Origin of the sequence: Levilactobacillus zymae DSM 19395, from assembly GCF_001434115.1 — a bacterium.
In the GTDB taxonomy this organism is placed as follows: domain Bacteria; phylum Bacillota; class Bacilli; order Lactobacillales; family Lactobacillaceae; genus Levilactobacillus; species Levilactobacillus zymae.
The window spans coordinates 38,075-52,288 of record NZ_AZDW01000021.1 but is presented as its reverse complement, the minus strand read 5'-3'; the positions used below and the strand labels follow the sequence as shown (position 1 = coordinate 52,288).

Genomic DNA, 14,214 nt, shown 5'->3' with positions numbered 1-14,214 from the left:
CAATTCATCGGGCTTAAGTGTCATTTTAGACAAAGAGGCCCCCGAAGGCAACGCTGTTAATTATATGTAAAAAAGTTTCACTTTTCAAGTAGGGTGTTGTAAAATATTTACAAAAAGATTTTTAAACGGAGAAGGGTGATGGTGGTTATCGCACGTTCAGCATTGGGTAAGCTTCGCGGTAAGTATGACAGCTTATCCACCACAGAAAAAAGAATCGCGCAGTTGGCGCTCAACAGTCCGTCGACGGTCAGTGAGATGACCATCCGTGAACTGGCGAGTGCGGCTGGGGCGTCGACCGCGTCGATCTCGCGGTTCGTCAAGCGCCTGGGGTACGCCAACTACCGGGAATTTACCATGGAATTGGCGCACGTGGTCGTGGTCGACGCCCAGGAAGGCGCCAAATTGTTTAAGGAATTGGGCGAAGGGGACTCGCTTGGCGTGATCGCCAACAAGGTTTTCCATTCGTCCATGGCGTCACTAGAGGCCACCAACGACGCGCTAAGTGAAAACGACATTGCCCGGGCGGTCTTGAAACTGATCAACGCCGGGACCGTGAACTTTTTCGGCTTAGGCGGGTCTTCGATTGCGGCGCTGGACGGGTACCATAAGTTCGTGCGAACCTCACTGAACGTGGCCTACCATCCCGATTACGATATCCAGCTGATGCAAGCGGCCAAGTTGACCGCCGACGACTGTGCCGTGGTGATATCACATTCCGGGAAAAACTACGAAACCATTCAAATCGTCAAGGAATTAAAGGCCAATCACGTGCCCATCATCGGCATCACCAGCTACAGCGGGTCACCGTTAGCCCGGGCGGCCACGGTGACGCTGTTATCGTTGACCGACGAAATCAAGTACCGCTCCGAGGGAATGTATTCTCTGATTTCACAGATTGCCATCCTGGATAGCTTATTTATGATGACGGTCCTGCGCAGTTCGTCGCGGACCCAACCGGTCTTGATGCACGTGCGCGACGTGATTGAACGAACCCGTGAAGAACCTTAAGGTTATCATGGTATAATAGTTCAAAAGCGTGACGCGAGGGTCGGTGACAACGGTGAAACGACAGGATTATCAACCAATTTATGAAAAACGGCGCCGGCGTCACAAGCGGTGGCGCCGGCTAGGGGCCTTAGTCCTGACGCTACTGGTCATCGGCCTGGGCGTTTGGGGGTGGCGGACCTGGCAGAGTTACCAGCAGGCCCGGTTGGCACGGTACCCGATTCACGGGGTGACCATCAACCAGGACAGCGGGTACCTGGACTTTCAACAATTGGCGAAAAATAATCAATTTGTGTACATTCAGGCCACCTCGGGGGCGACCTACAGCGATAACGACTTCAGCAACAACTATTCGCGAGCGCAGGGGGCCGAGATCAAGGTTGGCGTGATGCACACGTTCAGTTTTTCCACGTCGGCTAGCCGGCAGATCCACCATTTCGGCCAAACGGTCGGCCAACAGACCGGGACGTTGCCAATCATGATTGCGGTCAGTTACTACGACCAGTACAACAGCAGTAACCGGGACATGGCGGCCCAGGGGCAGAAACTCAAGAAAATCGTGACGGCGCTAGCGGACACCTATCGCCAGGGGGTCGTCATTTACGCGAATAAAACGGTACTGACCCAGTTCGTGCGGCCGGTCCTTCCCAACCAGGCCGAATGGATGGCCGATGGGCACCTGGGCCATTACGGGTCGCCGGTGAAGCTGATCGAATACAACGCCAGCGGTAAGCTCAGTCAAAACGGCCAGTCGCAAGCGGTCGGCTTCACGGTCTTTAACGGCACGCAGCGGCAATGGAAGGCGTTTAGCCAGCAAGATTAAATTTAATGATGAAACCACGTGTCGGGACGCTGAGTCCGGGCACGTTTTTAGTTAGATATCAAAAAAGTCCGGAATTTAAGTTCCGGACAGGCGTTAATTCACTTAGGTTGGTGGGGTCCGTCGGCGGGATGCACCGTGTACGTACAATCATCGGCCTCGTCAAAAAACGAAATGGGCTGTTGCTCGTTGGCGTGAATCACCAGGTGATACCCAAATTTATCTTGGAACGTCAGCTGATGTTCGTTGAGTTCTTGGACGCGGACTTCCAGCGAACGACCGTCGATGTGGACGTCCAGGTTCGGGCTGATCTCTAACCGGTGGTGCCGTTGATTGTGCGGGTCCACGAACTGCCAAGTGCCCGCGTAAAAGAGGGGCGACTCGTGGCTGGTTGCCCCCTGTTGTTTTTTACGTAGTGAGAAGCCCCCAGTCAGTCCGGCCAGTAGTGAGATCCCAAACAACGCCAGTTCTCGACCTTTCACCGGTAATCCCTCCTTTGACTTTAATCGCTGTCTTCAATATAACATTTTTTAAGAAAGAAGCCACGCAAAACCCCGCCATTCTCCATGCATTTTTACAAAAATGTAAAGTGGTTGCTATGCCTACGCGGCGGGGACTGTTAGAATAAGAGGTGACAACTGAGTCGTGGTGGCGAGCGCCAATCGCTAGCGGCCACGGGATTAATGTATTGGAGGAATGACTCATGATTCGGATTGGAACAGTGGGGACGCATTGGATTACGCAGCAACTGGTTGAGGCGTTGGCCTTGTCTCAGCAGTACGACCTGGCCGCGGTTTATTCACGGCACGAAGAGACCGCCCAAGCCTTTGCGACCAAGAATCACGCACAGGCCACTTATACGGACTATGACACCATGTTAAACGACGCGAATCTGGACGTGGTGTACCTGGCCTCGCCGAACAGTTTACACTTTCAGCAGGCCCTAGCCGCGATTCGCCACGACATCTCGGTGATCGTCGAAAAGCCCGCCGTTAGCAATCAGGGTGAAATGACGGCATTGATGGCCGAACTGGCCAAGCACCCGCACGTCCGGTTGCTGGAGGCCGCGCGTAACGTCCACACGCCGAACTTCCACGCCCTAGAAAAGGCCGTGGCGGCGTTACCGACGGTTCAGGGCGCTACGTTGACCTACATGAAGTACTCCTCACGCTACGACAACGTGTTGGCGGGTGAACGGCCTAACGTCTTCACCAAGGAATTTTCTGGTGGGGCGCTCCAAGACTTGGGGGTCTATCCCATCTATCTAGCCGTGGCGCTGTTCGGTCAGCCGGCTAACGTGGCTTATTTCCCGACGCTGGTGGCAACCGGTGCCGATGGGAAGGGCATTGCCATCTTGCGGTACGGCGACTTTGACGTCACGGTCAACTTTGGGAAGACCAGTAACGCCTACGCCTGGTCCGAAATCTACGGCTTAAAGGAAACGTTGGCCCTAGATAGTGCCGGCGAATTGACCCAGGTCAAGGCCTACGCCGCAGACGGGGCCGCCGAAGACTTGACGCAACCCGACCTCCCGAACCCGATGTTGCCCGAAGTTAACGACTTTGCGCGCATCTTGCAGGACCCGGATGACGCCCAAAACGCCGCCGATTACCGTCGGTGGTTACGGTGGAGCCAACAGGTCAACCAAGTCTTGTACGACTTACGGGTCTCGGCCAACTTATACTTTCCAGCAGACGAAAACTAGTAAAGAAGAGGACCAATTATGTTAGAACAGTACCAAGCGCACTTTCGCGCCTTAGGCTACGACGCGCCGACCGCGATTCAGGCGGCCGTTTACGGCCCCATGACCAGCGACCAGAACGTGTTGGGCCTCGCCCCGACCGGTTCCGGGAAGACCGTGGCCTTCACCTTACCGGCCCTGGCCAACCTATTACCGGGTGACGGCATCCAGCTGATCGTCTTGGAACCTTCTCAGGAACTGGCGATTCAGACCAGCCGCGTGATGCGCGACTGGGCCAAACTTCTGGACTTGAAGGTGGCCGCCTTGACCGGGGGCGCCAACGTCAAACGCCAAACGGAACGCCTTAAGAAGCGCCCCGAAGTCATCGTGGGGACGCCCGGTAGAATTTTGAACCTGATTCAAGACCATAAATTAAAAATGCACCTGATTTCCCACATCATCGTGGACGAAGCCGACGATTTGTTGACCGGTGATACCTTGGAAACGGTTCGGGCGGTGGCCCAAGCCGCGCCCGCCGACGGCCAATTAAGTTTCTTCTCGGCCACGGACACGGCGATTTTAAGCGATCTGCCGAAGTGGTTCGGTCAAGAAGTCACCCGCATCGACGTGCGCCAACAGGACCAGACCCAAGGCGTCGTCCGTCACGGCCTGTTACAGGTCGGTATGGGCAAGCGCGACCAGATGTTAAAACGCCTCTTGGCGCAGCCCAACTTCCGCGCACTGGTCTTCTTTAAGCAGACCAATACGCTCAAGCACACGGCCACCAAGTTCTACCACGACCACGTCTCGGCCACCAGTCTGACCAGTGATCTCCGTCAGGTCCAACGCGAAAAGGCCTTACAAGACTTTCGGCAGGGGCGGATTCGCCTGTTACTGACCACGGACGTTGCCGCCCGGGGGTTGGACATCGCCAAGCTGCCCGCCGTGATCAATTACGATCTGCCCAGCACGGTCAACGAATACGTACACCGCGCGGGACGGACCGGACGAATGGGCGAGCCCGGCCAAGTCATTAGTTTGGGTGACGACCACGATTTGCGCGACCTGAAGAAACTGTTGCGCGACACGGATTACCAGCTAGTTCCGGTCTACTTCCAGGGGAAGCAACTGACCACGGAACGGCCAACAGTGTCCGCCACACCTGCCGTTCGCGCGGAAGGTCGTCCGGCCACGCGACCAGCCGGGACCGTGGCGACCCAACCGGCACACGAACACCTGACCCCGGCCGTCAAGGCGGGCAAGCAGGTACCGGCGACGACCGCTAAGGCGCAAGTCCCGGCCGTGGCGGCGGCTCCCGTGTCGAAGAAGTCTAAGAAGAAGCACAAGAACCGGCATAACAAGAACAAGGGCATGCGGAAGAAGTGGCGCGATCGCGACGCCCAACACGACCAGGCCTAAAGTTTGCTTTACAATTCACGCAATCCGTGTCAGAATTAATTCACGGGTTGTGATTTTGGCCCTATAGCACAACTGGATAGGGCACTCGCCTCCTAAGCGAATGATCCCGGTTCGAGTCCGGGTGGGGCCAGTTAAGTAAAAGCTTCCTAACCGACGTGGGTTGGTGGGGGGCTTTTTTAGATTAAGGGAGGAATGCAACATGGCAACAGCCAGTGCGCTGAAAAGTGCCAGTCAGATTTTTGCGTCCAACGCGATTCACCAGGAAGCCAGTTTCTTGAACTCGACCTGGGCCTACGCCGATGAGGCGAGTTTAGTGGCTCCGTTGGCGCAGCTAGCGACCGAGTTTCCGGGGACCAACGTTTATGCGTTTGCCATCCGGGACTTTGACCGCTTGACGCAGGCTTATTTGAAGCAGCTCTACAAGGAGACCAGTGCCGGGGCCGTGGGGGCCGCCGAATTTGTGGCGACCCACACCGTGATGATCGTGACGGGGAACCGTAACGGCCACAACCGGCCCATCATTAATATTTTATTTCAGTAAATTGGTCGCGTGGCTAATCCAGGGATTGGCCACGTTTTTTAGATCGATTCATAGAAAAATTCAAAAAAACCATTTGACAAATCTATGAAAGACTCGTAAACTCAATGTCATTAAGTAATCATTAACTTTCTAAGGAGATTTTAATTATGCGAACCTGGCCCCGACCAAAACAGAATCGATTTTATTATTACTGGTTTCTGCAGTAGTGTCGGCACCTCGGTGCGGGCACTACGCCCGCATCGAAGGTGACCAGTAATTTTCGTATAATTAATCATTTACGGAAGAGTCACATCGGTGTTTTACCAATCACTGTGTGACTTTTCTGGTGGCGGAGACCAGCCGTTTATTTGCGGTACCGGTCCACCACTGAAGCGTCCACAGTTTAGTCTGTGGGCGCTTTTTTCGTCCTTCAAGGAGATGGCAGTTATGCAAAAAAGAGAATTTGATGAGACCGACCAACTAGCAATTAATAATTTACGCCTGTTGAGCATCGACATGATTGAACGGGCTCAGTCCGGCCACCCCGGATTACCGTTAGGCACGGCCCCGCTTTTATGGGTGTTGTGGAGTCGACATTTACGGCTGAACCCGCGCCACCCGCAGTGGGTCAACCGCGACCGGTTCGTTTTGTCCGCCGGGCATGGGTCCGCTATCCTGTACAGCCTGTTGCACCTGAGTGGGTTTGATCTCAGCTTGGCCGATCTCAAACAATTTCGGCAGTTCGGGAGCAAAACGCCGGGTCATCCCGAATACGGCAAGGTTCCCGGAGTGGACGCCACGACCGGGCCGTTGGGCCAGGGGCTAGGAATGGCGACGGGGATGGCCTTAGCCGAGCGGCATCTCGCCGCCCAGTACGGGTCGATCGTCAGTGACCACTTTACCTACTGTCTGGTGGGGGATGGCGATTTGATGGAGGGGGTCTCCCACGAAGCGGCTAGTTTTGCGGGTCACCAGCGCTTGAATAAGTTGATCGTTTTGTACGACGACAATGCCGTTTCGTTGGATGGCCCCACCAGCCGGTCAACGACGACCAACGTGCCGCAGCGTTTTCGAAGCTACGGTTGGGACGTTCAGGTCGTTGCCGACGGGACGGACCTCGACGCCATTGATACCGCTTTGACGCGGGCCCAGCACAGCGACCGGCCATCATTGATCGACGTGAAGACCGTGATTGGATTTGGCGCGCCAGGGGCGGGCACCAATCAGGTGCATGGGAAACCCTTAGGTGCGGCGGGTCGTCGCCAGCTTTGTACGACTTTGAATTGGACCGTCCCGGCCTTTACCGTCTTACCGGCAGTGGTCAAGCGGGCCCATCAGGCCATTACGCTGCGGGGGCACCGCGCTTATCGGCGTTGGCAGGCCCGCCTTGCGAGTTTAGCACTGCAACAACGGGCGCAGTTTTCTCGGGTCTTGGCCGGGGAATTACCGACGACTTTAGGGGCGACCCTGCCCCGATACGCCCAGGGGGCCGCGGCCTCGCGCCAGACCAGCCACGCCGTGATTCAACGGTTGGCCGTACAACTTCCCGAATTGGTGGGAGGCTCTGCGGATTTGGCCAGTTCTAATCGCACCACGTTGGAGACGGACGACCTGATGACGTCACGGACACCGGGACAACGAAACTTAGCCTTTGGCGTTCGGGAGTTTGGGGAAGGGACGATTCTCAATGGGTTGGCCCTTCACGGCGGTCTGCGGGTCTTCGGCAGTACCTTCCTGGTCTTCTCCGACTATCTACGGGGCGCTATTCGATTGGCGGCGCTCCAACGGCTCCCCGTGACTTACATATTCACCCATGATTCGTTGGCGGTGGGGGAGGACGGGCCGACCCACCAACCCATCGAACAGCTGATGAGTTTACGGGCGATTCCCAACGTGACCGTGATTCGACCGGCCGACCCCAACGAGACCGTTGCGGCGTGGTGGCAAGCCATCAATGCGACCGATCACCCCACGGTTTTGGTCCTGACCCGACAGGAATTAGCCGTTTTGCCGCACACTCAGCAACTGGCGCTGACCGGCGTTGCTCGTGGAGGATACGTCCTTTCCCCTCAACGGGGCCGGCAACCCAGCGGCATCCTAATGGCTAGCGGGTCGGAGGTGGCGTTGGCCCTGCAGGCTCAGCGCCGGTTAGCCGCCCTGGGTCAGGATGTTAGTGTCGTGTCCTTACCCTCACTAGAGCAGTTTCACCGTCAGTCGGCGGCCTATCAGGCACAGGTCTTACCCCCACAAGTTCGCCGGCGCGTGGCGATTGAAATGGGCGCCACGCAAGGCTGGGAACGTTACGTCGGGTTAGACGGTGCCGTTGTGGGGATCGATCACTTTGGCGCTAGCGGGGCCGCGGCCGCCGTCCTAGCGGCTAACGGCTTTACGGTGGACCACCTGGTCACGGCTTACCTCCGCACGGGGCAGGTCACACCCTTACAACTGAATGCGATTTAACCGATTTTATAGGAGGATGATTTTTATGATTAACGGCAAAACTCAATTATTTGGCTTTATCGCGCACCCGGCCCACCATAGCCGCTCGCCGCGCATGCACAATCTTAGTTTTCGGCACTGGGGGATCAACGCCCGGTACCTCGCGTTCGACGTCGCCCCGGGGAATCTTCCCGCCGCGGTGGCCGGTATTCGCAGCATGGGCATCGCCGGAGTCAACCTCTCGATGCCGTTCAAGCAGACCGTGATCCCGCTTCTCGATGAGTTGACGCCCAGAGCGCAACGTATCAACGCCGTGAACACGATTAAGAACGACCACGGCCGCCTGATTGGTGACAGTACCGACGGCGCCGGGTTATTTCAGAATCTCCAGTCCCGGGGCCTGAACCTGCAGGGAAAACGGGTGGTGATCTTAGGCGCCGGTGGGGCGGGGAAGGCCATCATCGCCGCAGCACTGGATTACCGGTTAGCCCAAGTCGACGTGTTCAAACGCCAGACGGCCAGTTACCCGGCCGTGGCGACTTGGGTGGCAGGGGTGAGCCAAAATGCGACCACGCCGTTGCGCCTGCACCCCTACGAGGCCGTCCAAACTATGTGCGACCTAGTGGCCCAGGCCGATTTAGTGATTAACGCCACCAGCGTGGGGATGACTACGGCGGGGATTCCGGTGCCGGCCAGCGTGTTAGCGGTACTCCATCCCGGTCAAGTGGTCTACGATGTGATCTACCAACCCCTGGAGACCGAATTTCTGGCGCGAGCCCGGCAAAAGGGGTGTGAGACCCATAACGGTCTGGGCATGTTGATCTGGCAGGGCGCGTTAGCTTTTCAATTCTGGACGGGCAAACCGATGCCGGTGCCCGCCGTGGAAGCTGACCTGTTAGCTAGTTTGACCACTGAGGATGTCCCGACGACCCAACGCCACGCCATGTAAATTAAGGAGGACTTTTAAATGATTATTATTTTAAAACCAGCGACTGCGGCCGCCATGCAAGCTAAATTAATCGCAGAATTCGGGACCAGCCACGAGATTTTCACCCACGCTAACCGCATCGCCATTCAGGGCTTGACGCCCGCACAACTGCCGACCGACGTCCGAGCGGCCAGTACCGATGTGTTGACCGACGTGCCCGCGGCCGTTCAAAGCAGTCGCTTGTTCCATCCCGAAGACACCATCATCCGCACACCGCACAGTGTGATTGGCGGAAACCATTTCGTGATGATGGCCGGACCGTGCTCCGTGGAGAGTGCCGGGCACGTCGAACGGATGGCCGAGGTCGCTAAACAGGGCGGGGCGACCGTGGTCCGCGGCGGCGCCTTCAAGCCCCGGACCTCGCCGTACTCCTTCCAGGGGTTAGGTGAAGAGGGCCTGCGGGACTTACGCGCCGCGGCCGATCAGAACGACCTAGACATGATCACCGAGGTCATGGACGACGAACACGTGGCGATGGTCGCGCAATACACCGATATTTTTCAGATTGGGGCGCGGAACATGCAAAACTTCTCGCTGTTAAAGGCCGTGGGGCGCACCCAGATTCCGGTGGCCTTGAAACGGGGAATGTCGGCCACGATTGACGACGTGCTCAACGCCGCCGAATACATCGCCGCCGGAGGCAATCACCAGATCATGTTGCTGGAACGTGGCATTCGGACGTTTGACAACAAGTACACCCGCAACACCTTTGACCTGGGGGCCGTGCCGGTCTTACAGGAGCTGACCCACTACCCGGTCATCGTCGACCCTAGCCATGCGGTCGGTACCTGGGAACTGGTCACGCCGATGGCCATGGCCGGCGTGGCGGCGGGCGCCAGTGGGATGATCGTCGAAATCCACGACGACCCGACCCACGCGTTATCCGACGGGCCGCAGGCGTTAAAGCCCAAGACCTACCTCAAGATGGCCAAGCAGGCATTTCAATTACACGATTTAGTCCAGAGTTGGGCGTAGGAGGTAGACATGACAACGATTCAAGTCACGACCGCGGCTAAAAGTTACGCGGTCACGATCGAAGCGGGGCTGTTAGCACGGGTGGGGACGGCCCTGGCTCAGGTTTGGACGCCATGCCAGGTGGCCGTGATCACCGATACGAACGTAGGGCCCCTCTACGCGCAGCAGGTCCGCGACCGGTTGATTGCGGCGGGCTTTCGCGTTACTGTGTTGACGGTCCCGGCCGGGGAAAGCAGTAAGAGTTGGCCGCAAGTGATGCGGTTGATCGACGCGTTGAGTGCCGCGCACCTGACCCGCAGTGACGGGGTCCTCGCGTTAGGCGGGGGTGTCGTGGGGGACTTGGCGGGGTTTGTGGCCGCCATTTACCTGCGGGGCATCGCCTTTGCGCAGGTACCGACGTCGTTACTGGCACAGGTCGACAGTTCGGTCGGCGGCAAGACCGCCATCGACCTACCCACGGGCAAAAATTTAGTCGGGAGTTTTTACCAGCCCGACGTGGTCCTGATCGACCCGCACACGCTGACCACGTTGCCCCCACGGATGCTGGTGGAGGGCTACGGCGAGATCGTGAAATGCGCGGCACTGGTGGGCGGTGACTTCTGGGCGTTGGTCCAACAGGTGACCCAGCCGGCAGCGATCCTCGCGCAAGCCGCCCCGTTGATCCACCAGAGTATCGCCTTTAAGGCCCGGGTGGTAATGGCCGACGAAAAGGAGGGCGGCCAACGTCAACTCTTGAATTTTGGCCACACCCTGGGTCACGCCGTGGAGCTGTGGGGTCACGGGCGTTACATGCACGGGGAGGCCGTGGCGATTGGCCTGGTCCAGGTCGCCCGCCTCTTTGCCGCTCAGGGAATGATGCCCGCCGCCTTGGCCGACCAATTACGGGACCGGCTGACCGCCGTGGGGTTACCGGTGGCGTTACCGGCGGACCTGACGGTGACGGCGCTGCTGGCGGCCATGCAGCACGATAAGAAGATTCACGGCCAGGCGCTGACCTGGGTCTACTTGACGGCCATCGGCCAACCCGCCATGCACGCGGTCCCCTTGACCGACCTAGCCACCTGGATTGCCCCGGTGACCGGACCTTTACAACCATGAGTCATGATTAAACCGTTGGGACGGCGCGCCCAACGGTTTTATTTTGGGAGGTGGGTCCCTATTTGCACGGGAATGACGTATAATGGGACTATATTTTAACCAAAATAATGAAGCCCCTAAAAGGGGACGTCTCAGGTTAACGAAGGGAGGTCTGTTCAGGTGGGAACGCAATTAAAGCGCTTTATTCGGGGGATTTTTTGGACCGTCTTGGCAGGATACTTCTGGTACACCAACGCCCAAAACCACGCCGCCGGGATCGTCGGCATCATCCAGGACATCTTTGTGATTTTATGTGTGATCGCTGCACTGTTCTACTACGTCACGCTGGTGGTGGACTTCTTCCAAATCATGCGGCACCGGACGAAATAGCGTATCGTGAATCGGCGTTGACCCCCAGGTGGTTGACCCGATTTTTCTTTTGGCCGTTTAGTCAACGAATCTCTAAATAAAGTTGATGGTGATGGATTGGTCAAACGATGGGGGACTTAAAATTACTTATTTAATAGGAAGGTTTTCTAACTAATCCCAAAATAGCCGTGGCCGAAACGGTAAACCACGGGGTAGGAGGGGAACAAATGAGTGAGTTAACAAAGTTGGGGTGGCGGCTCTTGGGCGGCACAATTTTGGGCTTGGTTGTGGCTGTAGGTCTGAACGCCAAGCAGGCCACGGTCGGCCACGCCCAGACCACCGTGCGCCCGGCGACGATTCAGCGGCAGATTAAGCACGACATGCGCCACGTCGGGGGGCGCTGGTCCGTACAGGTGACCCGGTTGGGAGCTCGGCCGGTCAACGTGACCGTGGGTAACCGGACCGTCAAGCGTCAACGCGCGGCCAGTACCATTAAGCTGTACATCATGCTCAGTATTTTTCAGCGGGTCCGGCAGCACCGGCTGACCCTCACGGCAACGACCAAAACGCGCTTGAAACGAATGATCTACAATTCGGATAACGTGGCGGCTAACCAATTGATTACCACGGCGGGAGGCCTCAAAGCCGTCAACCGGGTGATTCGGCAACATCACTTCACCCAAACCACGCTGGGACGGCACTTGATGGACACGCAAGCGTTACGGCGGGGGCACGATAACTGGACGTCGGTCCACGACCTGACCCGCTTCTTGACGTTACTGGCGCAGCACCGGTTGCTCGGGGCCACCCAGGATAAACGCATGTTGACGCTGATGCGCCACTGCCGAAATCATAGCAAGCTCCCTAAGCTGGTGACCCACGCCACGGTCTTCAACAAGACCGGCGAGTATCCCGACCTAGGGGTGCAGAACGACGCGGCTTACTTCAAGGTGCACGGTCAACGGCTGACCGTGGTGGTGCTGAGCCAACACAGCCAAGCGGCCCGGCAGTATCCCGCCATGGCCCAGCTGGGCAAGCACCTGGTGGCCCGCTTAAGTAAATAATTTCACAAAAAAGAACGTCTCCTAATAGGAAGCGTTCTTTTTGAATTCATCAGTTAATGGTCAAACCGAATGGCGACCCAGGTGCTGGCGAGAATCAGACCTAGCCCCAGGACGAAGCCCCACGAGAGCGGTTCGGCTAACAGCCACCAGCCCAAGAGTGCTCCGGTGACGGGTTGCCACAGGAAGAACAGGCCGGAGAGGCGACTTTGTAGGAGCCGCAGTCCCAGGTTCCAAAGCAGAAACGCCAGCGCGGTCGACACGGCGCCCAGGTACAGCAGACTGCCCCAGACGTGGGGGCTGGTCCACGCGATGTGGGCCAAAACGGGGGCCTGCCACCAGACGATGGGCGTCAGGCAGATGACCGCGACCAGCGTGGCCAGTAAGGTCACCTGCAGGAGCGAGTAGCGGGCGTCGATCAGTTGAATCAGGACGGACATCAGGGCCCAGGTCAGTCCCGCCAGTAACAGGCACAACGCGCCGAGACCCACATGACGGCCGGTGACCTGCACCCCCACGATGGCGATCACGCCGGCCGTCGCTAGGGTGAGGCTGAGCCAGTCCCGCCGTTGGGGCCGGCGATGTAACAGGGGCCAACTGAAGAGTACCATGGCGGTCGGCGTAGCGGTGGTGATCACCGCCCCCAGTTGTGCCGAGGCCAGCCAGGTTCCCGTTTCTTGTAGGACGATGGATAGCGTGTCGCCGATGAGCCCCGCGAGGATGATGAGCCGCAGGTTGGGCCAATCCCAGTGCCAAGGGATGTGTTGGCCCCAGGCGATGAGGCCTAAGACCACGGTTGCAATCAGGTACCGTAGCCAGACCAGTTGAATCGGGGGGATTTCCCCGACGATGGTTTTGACCACCACGAACATGCCGCCCCAGATGCAGGCCGCCAAACTTAAACACAACGCACCAAAAATTGATTTTGTCTTCATAAGATGATCCTCCGCTAAATTTTTTAGACGTCTAAACTCAGCGGTGGGTAAGACACCGCTGATTAGCGGGTCGCAGGAACATCACATTCGAATAATGGGGCGAAGAACATGGCGATAACCTCCCTTATCGGTAACTTAGCTCATCTAGTTTAGCACAGCGAAAAATGCCGCGGAATTAACTTATTGGGAAATAGCGGTTAAGTTAATGAGCAAATAAAATATTTTTTCAATAAGCCAAACTTTCCTGAAACCGGTGTCAAAGGCGATAGGTTGCGTTTTTAACCCGATTAACCAATTATTCCATCATGGCTAATCTGAAATTGTGGGCGCTTTCTCAGAAATTTCCTAGTATAATAAAGATGGTTACAGAGTCCTGAGGAGGTTGTGACAGATGGATCAGATGGAATCAATGAATCCGAAGAAGTTTAAACGCATTTTAGTGGGGGTCGACGATTCACCCGACGCCCAACTGGCCTTTCGTTACGCAATGAACCGGGCCAAGTATGACGAGGCCGAATTGGTGATTTGCTCGATCATGGAATCCGAGAGCATGAACATTTACCAGGCGCTCAGCAAAGATTACGTGCACGGGCAACGCGCCGAACTGGTCAAGCACCTGGAACAATATCAGAAATTGGCTGAACGGGTTGGCATCAAGAAGGTTAAGTTAATTATCGGTGAAGGGGATCCCGGCGAAACCATGGTCAAGACCATTATTCCCGAGGTCAAGCCCGATATCTTGGTGATTGGCTCGTTATCCAAGAGCGGTGTCCGGAAATATTTCGGGAGTCAGGCGGCCTACATGGCAAAATATTCTCCAGTTTCTGTAATGATTGTGCGGTAACGTTTTCAGAGACTTTTCATAATAAAATTGAAAATTATATTCAGTTAAACGCTTGCAAGTCGAAAAAAAGTTTCATACAAT

The 14,214-nt window shown here is 56.8% G+C and carries 14 protein-coding genes and 1 tRNA gene; 13 read left to right on the top strand and 2 right to left on the bottom strand.

Annotated features, from left to right (window positions below):
- Positions 1–138: 138 nt before the first annotated feature.
- A complete protein-coding gene (locus FD38_RS04915) occupies positions 139–1,008 on the top strand; it encodes a MurR/RpiR family transcriptional regulator (protein ID WP_057731869.1) in 870 nt (289 codons plus the stop codon).
- 52 nt (positions 1,009–1,060) lie between these two features.
- The gene (locus FD38_RS04910) at positions 1,061–1,828 is read left to right on the top strand and encodes a GH25 family lysozyme (RefSeq protein WP_057731867.1); all 768 of its coding nucleotides are present in this window, start codon (positions 1,061–1,063) and stop codon (positions 1,826–1,828) included.
- A 98-nt stretch (positions 1,829–1,926) separates the two neighbouring features.
- Here FD38_RS04910 and FD38_RS04905 read toward each other — a convergent pair whose 3' ends face one another.
- The gene (locus FD38_RS04905) at positions 1,927–2,307 is read right to left on the bottom strand and encodes a DUF4828 domain-containing protein (protein ID WP_057731865.1); all 381 of its coding nucleotides are present in this window, start codon (positions 2,305–2,307) and stop codon (positions 1,927–1,929) included.
- Between the two features lie 221 nt (positions 2,308–2,528).
- Here FD38_RS04905 and FD38_RS04900 point away from each other — a divergent pair, with 221 nt between their 5' ends.
- From FD38_RS04900 to FD38_RS04855, 10 genes are all read left to right on the top strand, one after another.
- A complete protein-coding gene (locus FD38_RS04900) occupies positions 2,529–3,530 on the top strand; it encodes a Gfo/Idh/MocA family protein (RefSeq protein WP_057731863.1) in 1,002 nt (333 codons plus the stop codon).
- Positions 3,531–3,548: 18 nt separating this feature from the next.
- The gene (locus tag FD38_RS04895) at positions 3,549–4,925 is read left to right on the top strand and encodes a DEAD/DEAH box helicase (RefSeq protein WP_057731861.1); all 1,377 of its coding nucleotides are present in this window, start codon (positions 3,549–3,551) and stop codon (positions 4,923–4,925) included.
- Between the two features lie 57 nt (positions 4,926–4,982).
- A tRNA-Arg gene (locus tag FD38_RS04890) sits at positions 4,983–5,055 on the top strand.
- 69 nt (positions 5,056–5,124) lie between these two features.
- A complete protein-coding gene (locus FD38_RS04885; protein WP_057731859.1) occupies positions 5,125–5,466 on the top strand; it encodes a hypothetical protein in 342 nt (113 codons plus the stop codon).
- 426 nt (positions 5,467–5,892) lie between these two features.
- On the top strand, positions 5,893–7,905 hold the full coding sequence (gene tkt, locus FD38_RS04880; RefSeq protein WP_057731857.1) for a transketolase: 2,013 nt from the start codon (positions 5,893–5,895) through the stop codon (positions 7,903–7,905).
- Positions 7,906–7,930: 25 nt separating this feature from the next.
- Positions 7,931–8,833: a shikimate dehydrogenase gene (locus FD38_RS04875; RefSeq protein WP_057731856.1), complete on the top strand. Its 903-nt coding sequence runs from the start codon at positions 7,931–7,933 to the stop codon at positions 8,831–8,833.
- Positions 8,834–8,851: 18 nt separating this feature from the next.
- Entirely contained in the window at positions 8,852–9,847 is a 996-nt protein-coding gene (gene aroF / locus FD38_RS04870) for a 3-deoxy-7-phosphoheptulonate synthase (RefSeq protein WP_057731854.1), read from the top strand.
- A 9-nt stretch (positions 9,848–9,856) separates the two neighbouring features.
- The gene (aroB, locus tag FD38_RS04865) at positions 9,857–10,945 is read left to right on the top strand and encodes a 3-dehydroquinate synthase (RefSeq protein ID WP_057731852.1); all 1,089 of its coding nucleotides are present in this window, start codon (positions 9,857–9,859) and stop codon (positions 10,943–10,945) included.
- 159 nt (positions 10,946–11,104) lie between these two features.
- Complete coding sequence (locus FD38_RS04860; protein ID WP_057731850.1) at positions 11,105–11,314, top strand: hypothetical protein; 210 nt, start codon at positions 11,105–11,107, stop codon at positions 11,312–11,314.
- Between the two features lie 206 nt (positions 11,315–11,520).
- Positions 11,521–12,357, top strand: coding sequence for a serine hydrolase (locus FD38_RS04855; RefSeq protein WP_057731848.1), 837 nt, complete (start codon positions 11,521–11,523; stop codon positions 12,355–12,357).
- Between the two features lie 53 nt (positions 12,358–12,410).
- On the opposite strand, the gene FD38_RS04850 is transcribed toward FD38_RS04855, so the two are convergent.
- The gene (locus FD38_RS04850; protein ID WP_057731846.1) at positions 12,411–13,289 is read right to left on the bottom strand and encodes a DMT family transporter; all 879 of its coding nucleotides are present in this window, start codon (positions 13,287–13,289) and stop codon (positions 12,411–12,413) included.
- A 400-nt stretch (positions 13,290–13,689) separates the two neighbouring features.
- Here FD38_RS04850 and FD38_RS04845 point away from each other — a divergent pair, with 400 nt between their 5' ends.
- Entirely contained in the window at positions 13,690–14,133 is a 444-nt protein-coding gene (locus FD38_RS04845) for a universal stress protein (RefSeq protein ID WP_162254314.1), read from the top strand.
- The last annotated feature ends 81 nt before the right edge of the window (positions 14,134–14,214 follow it).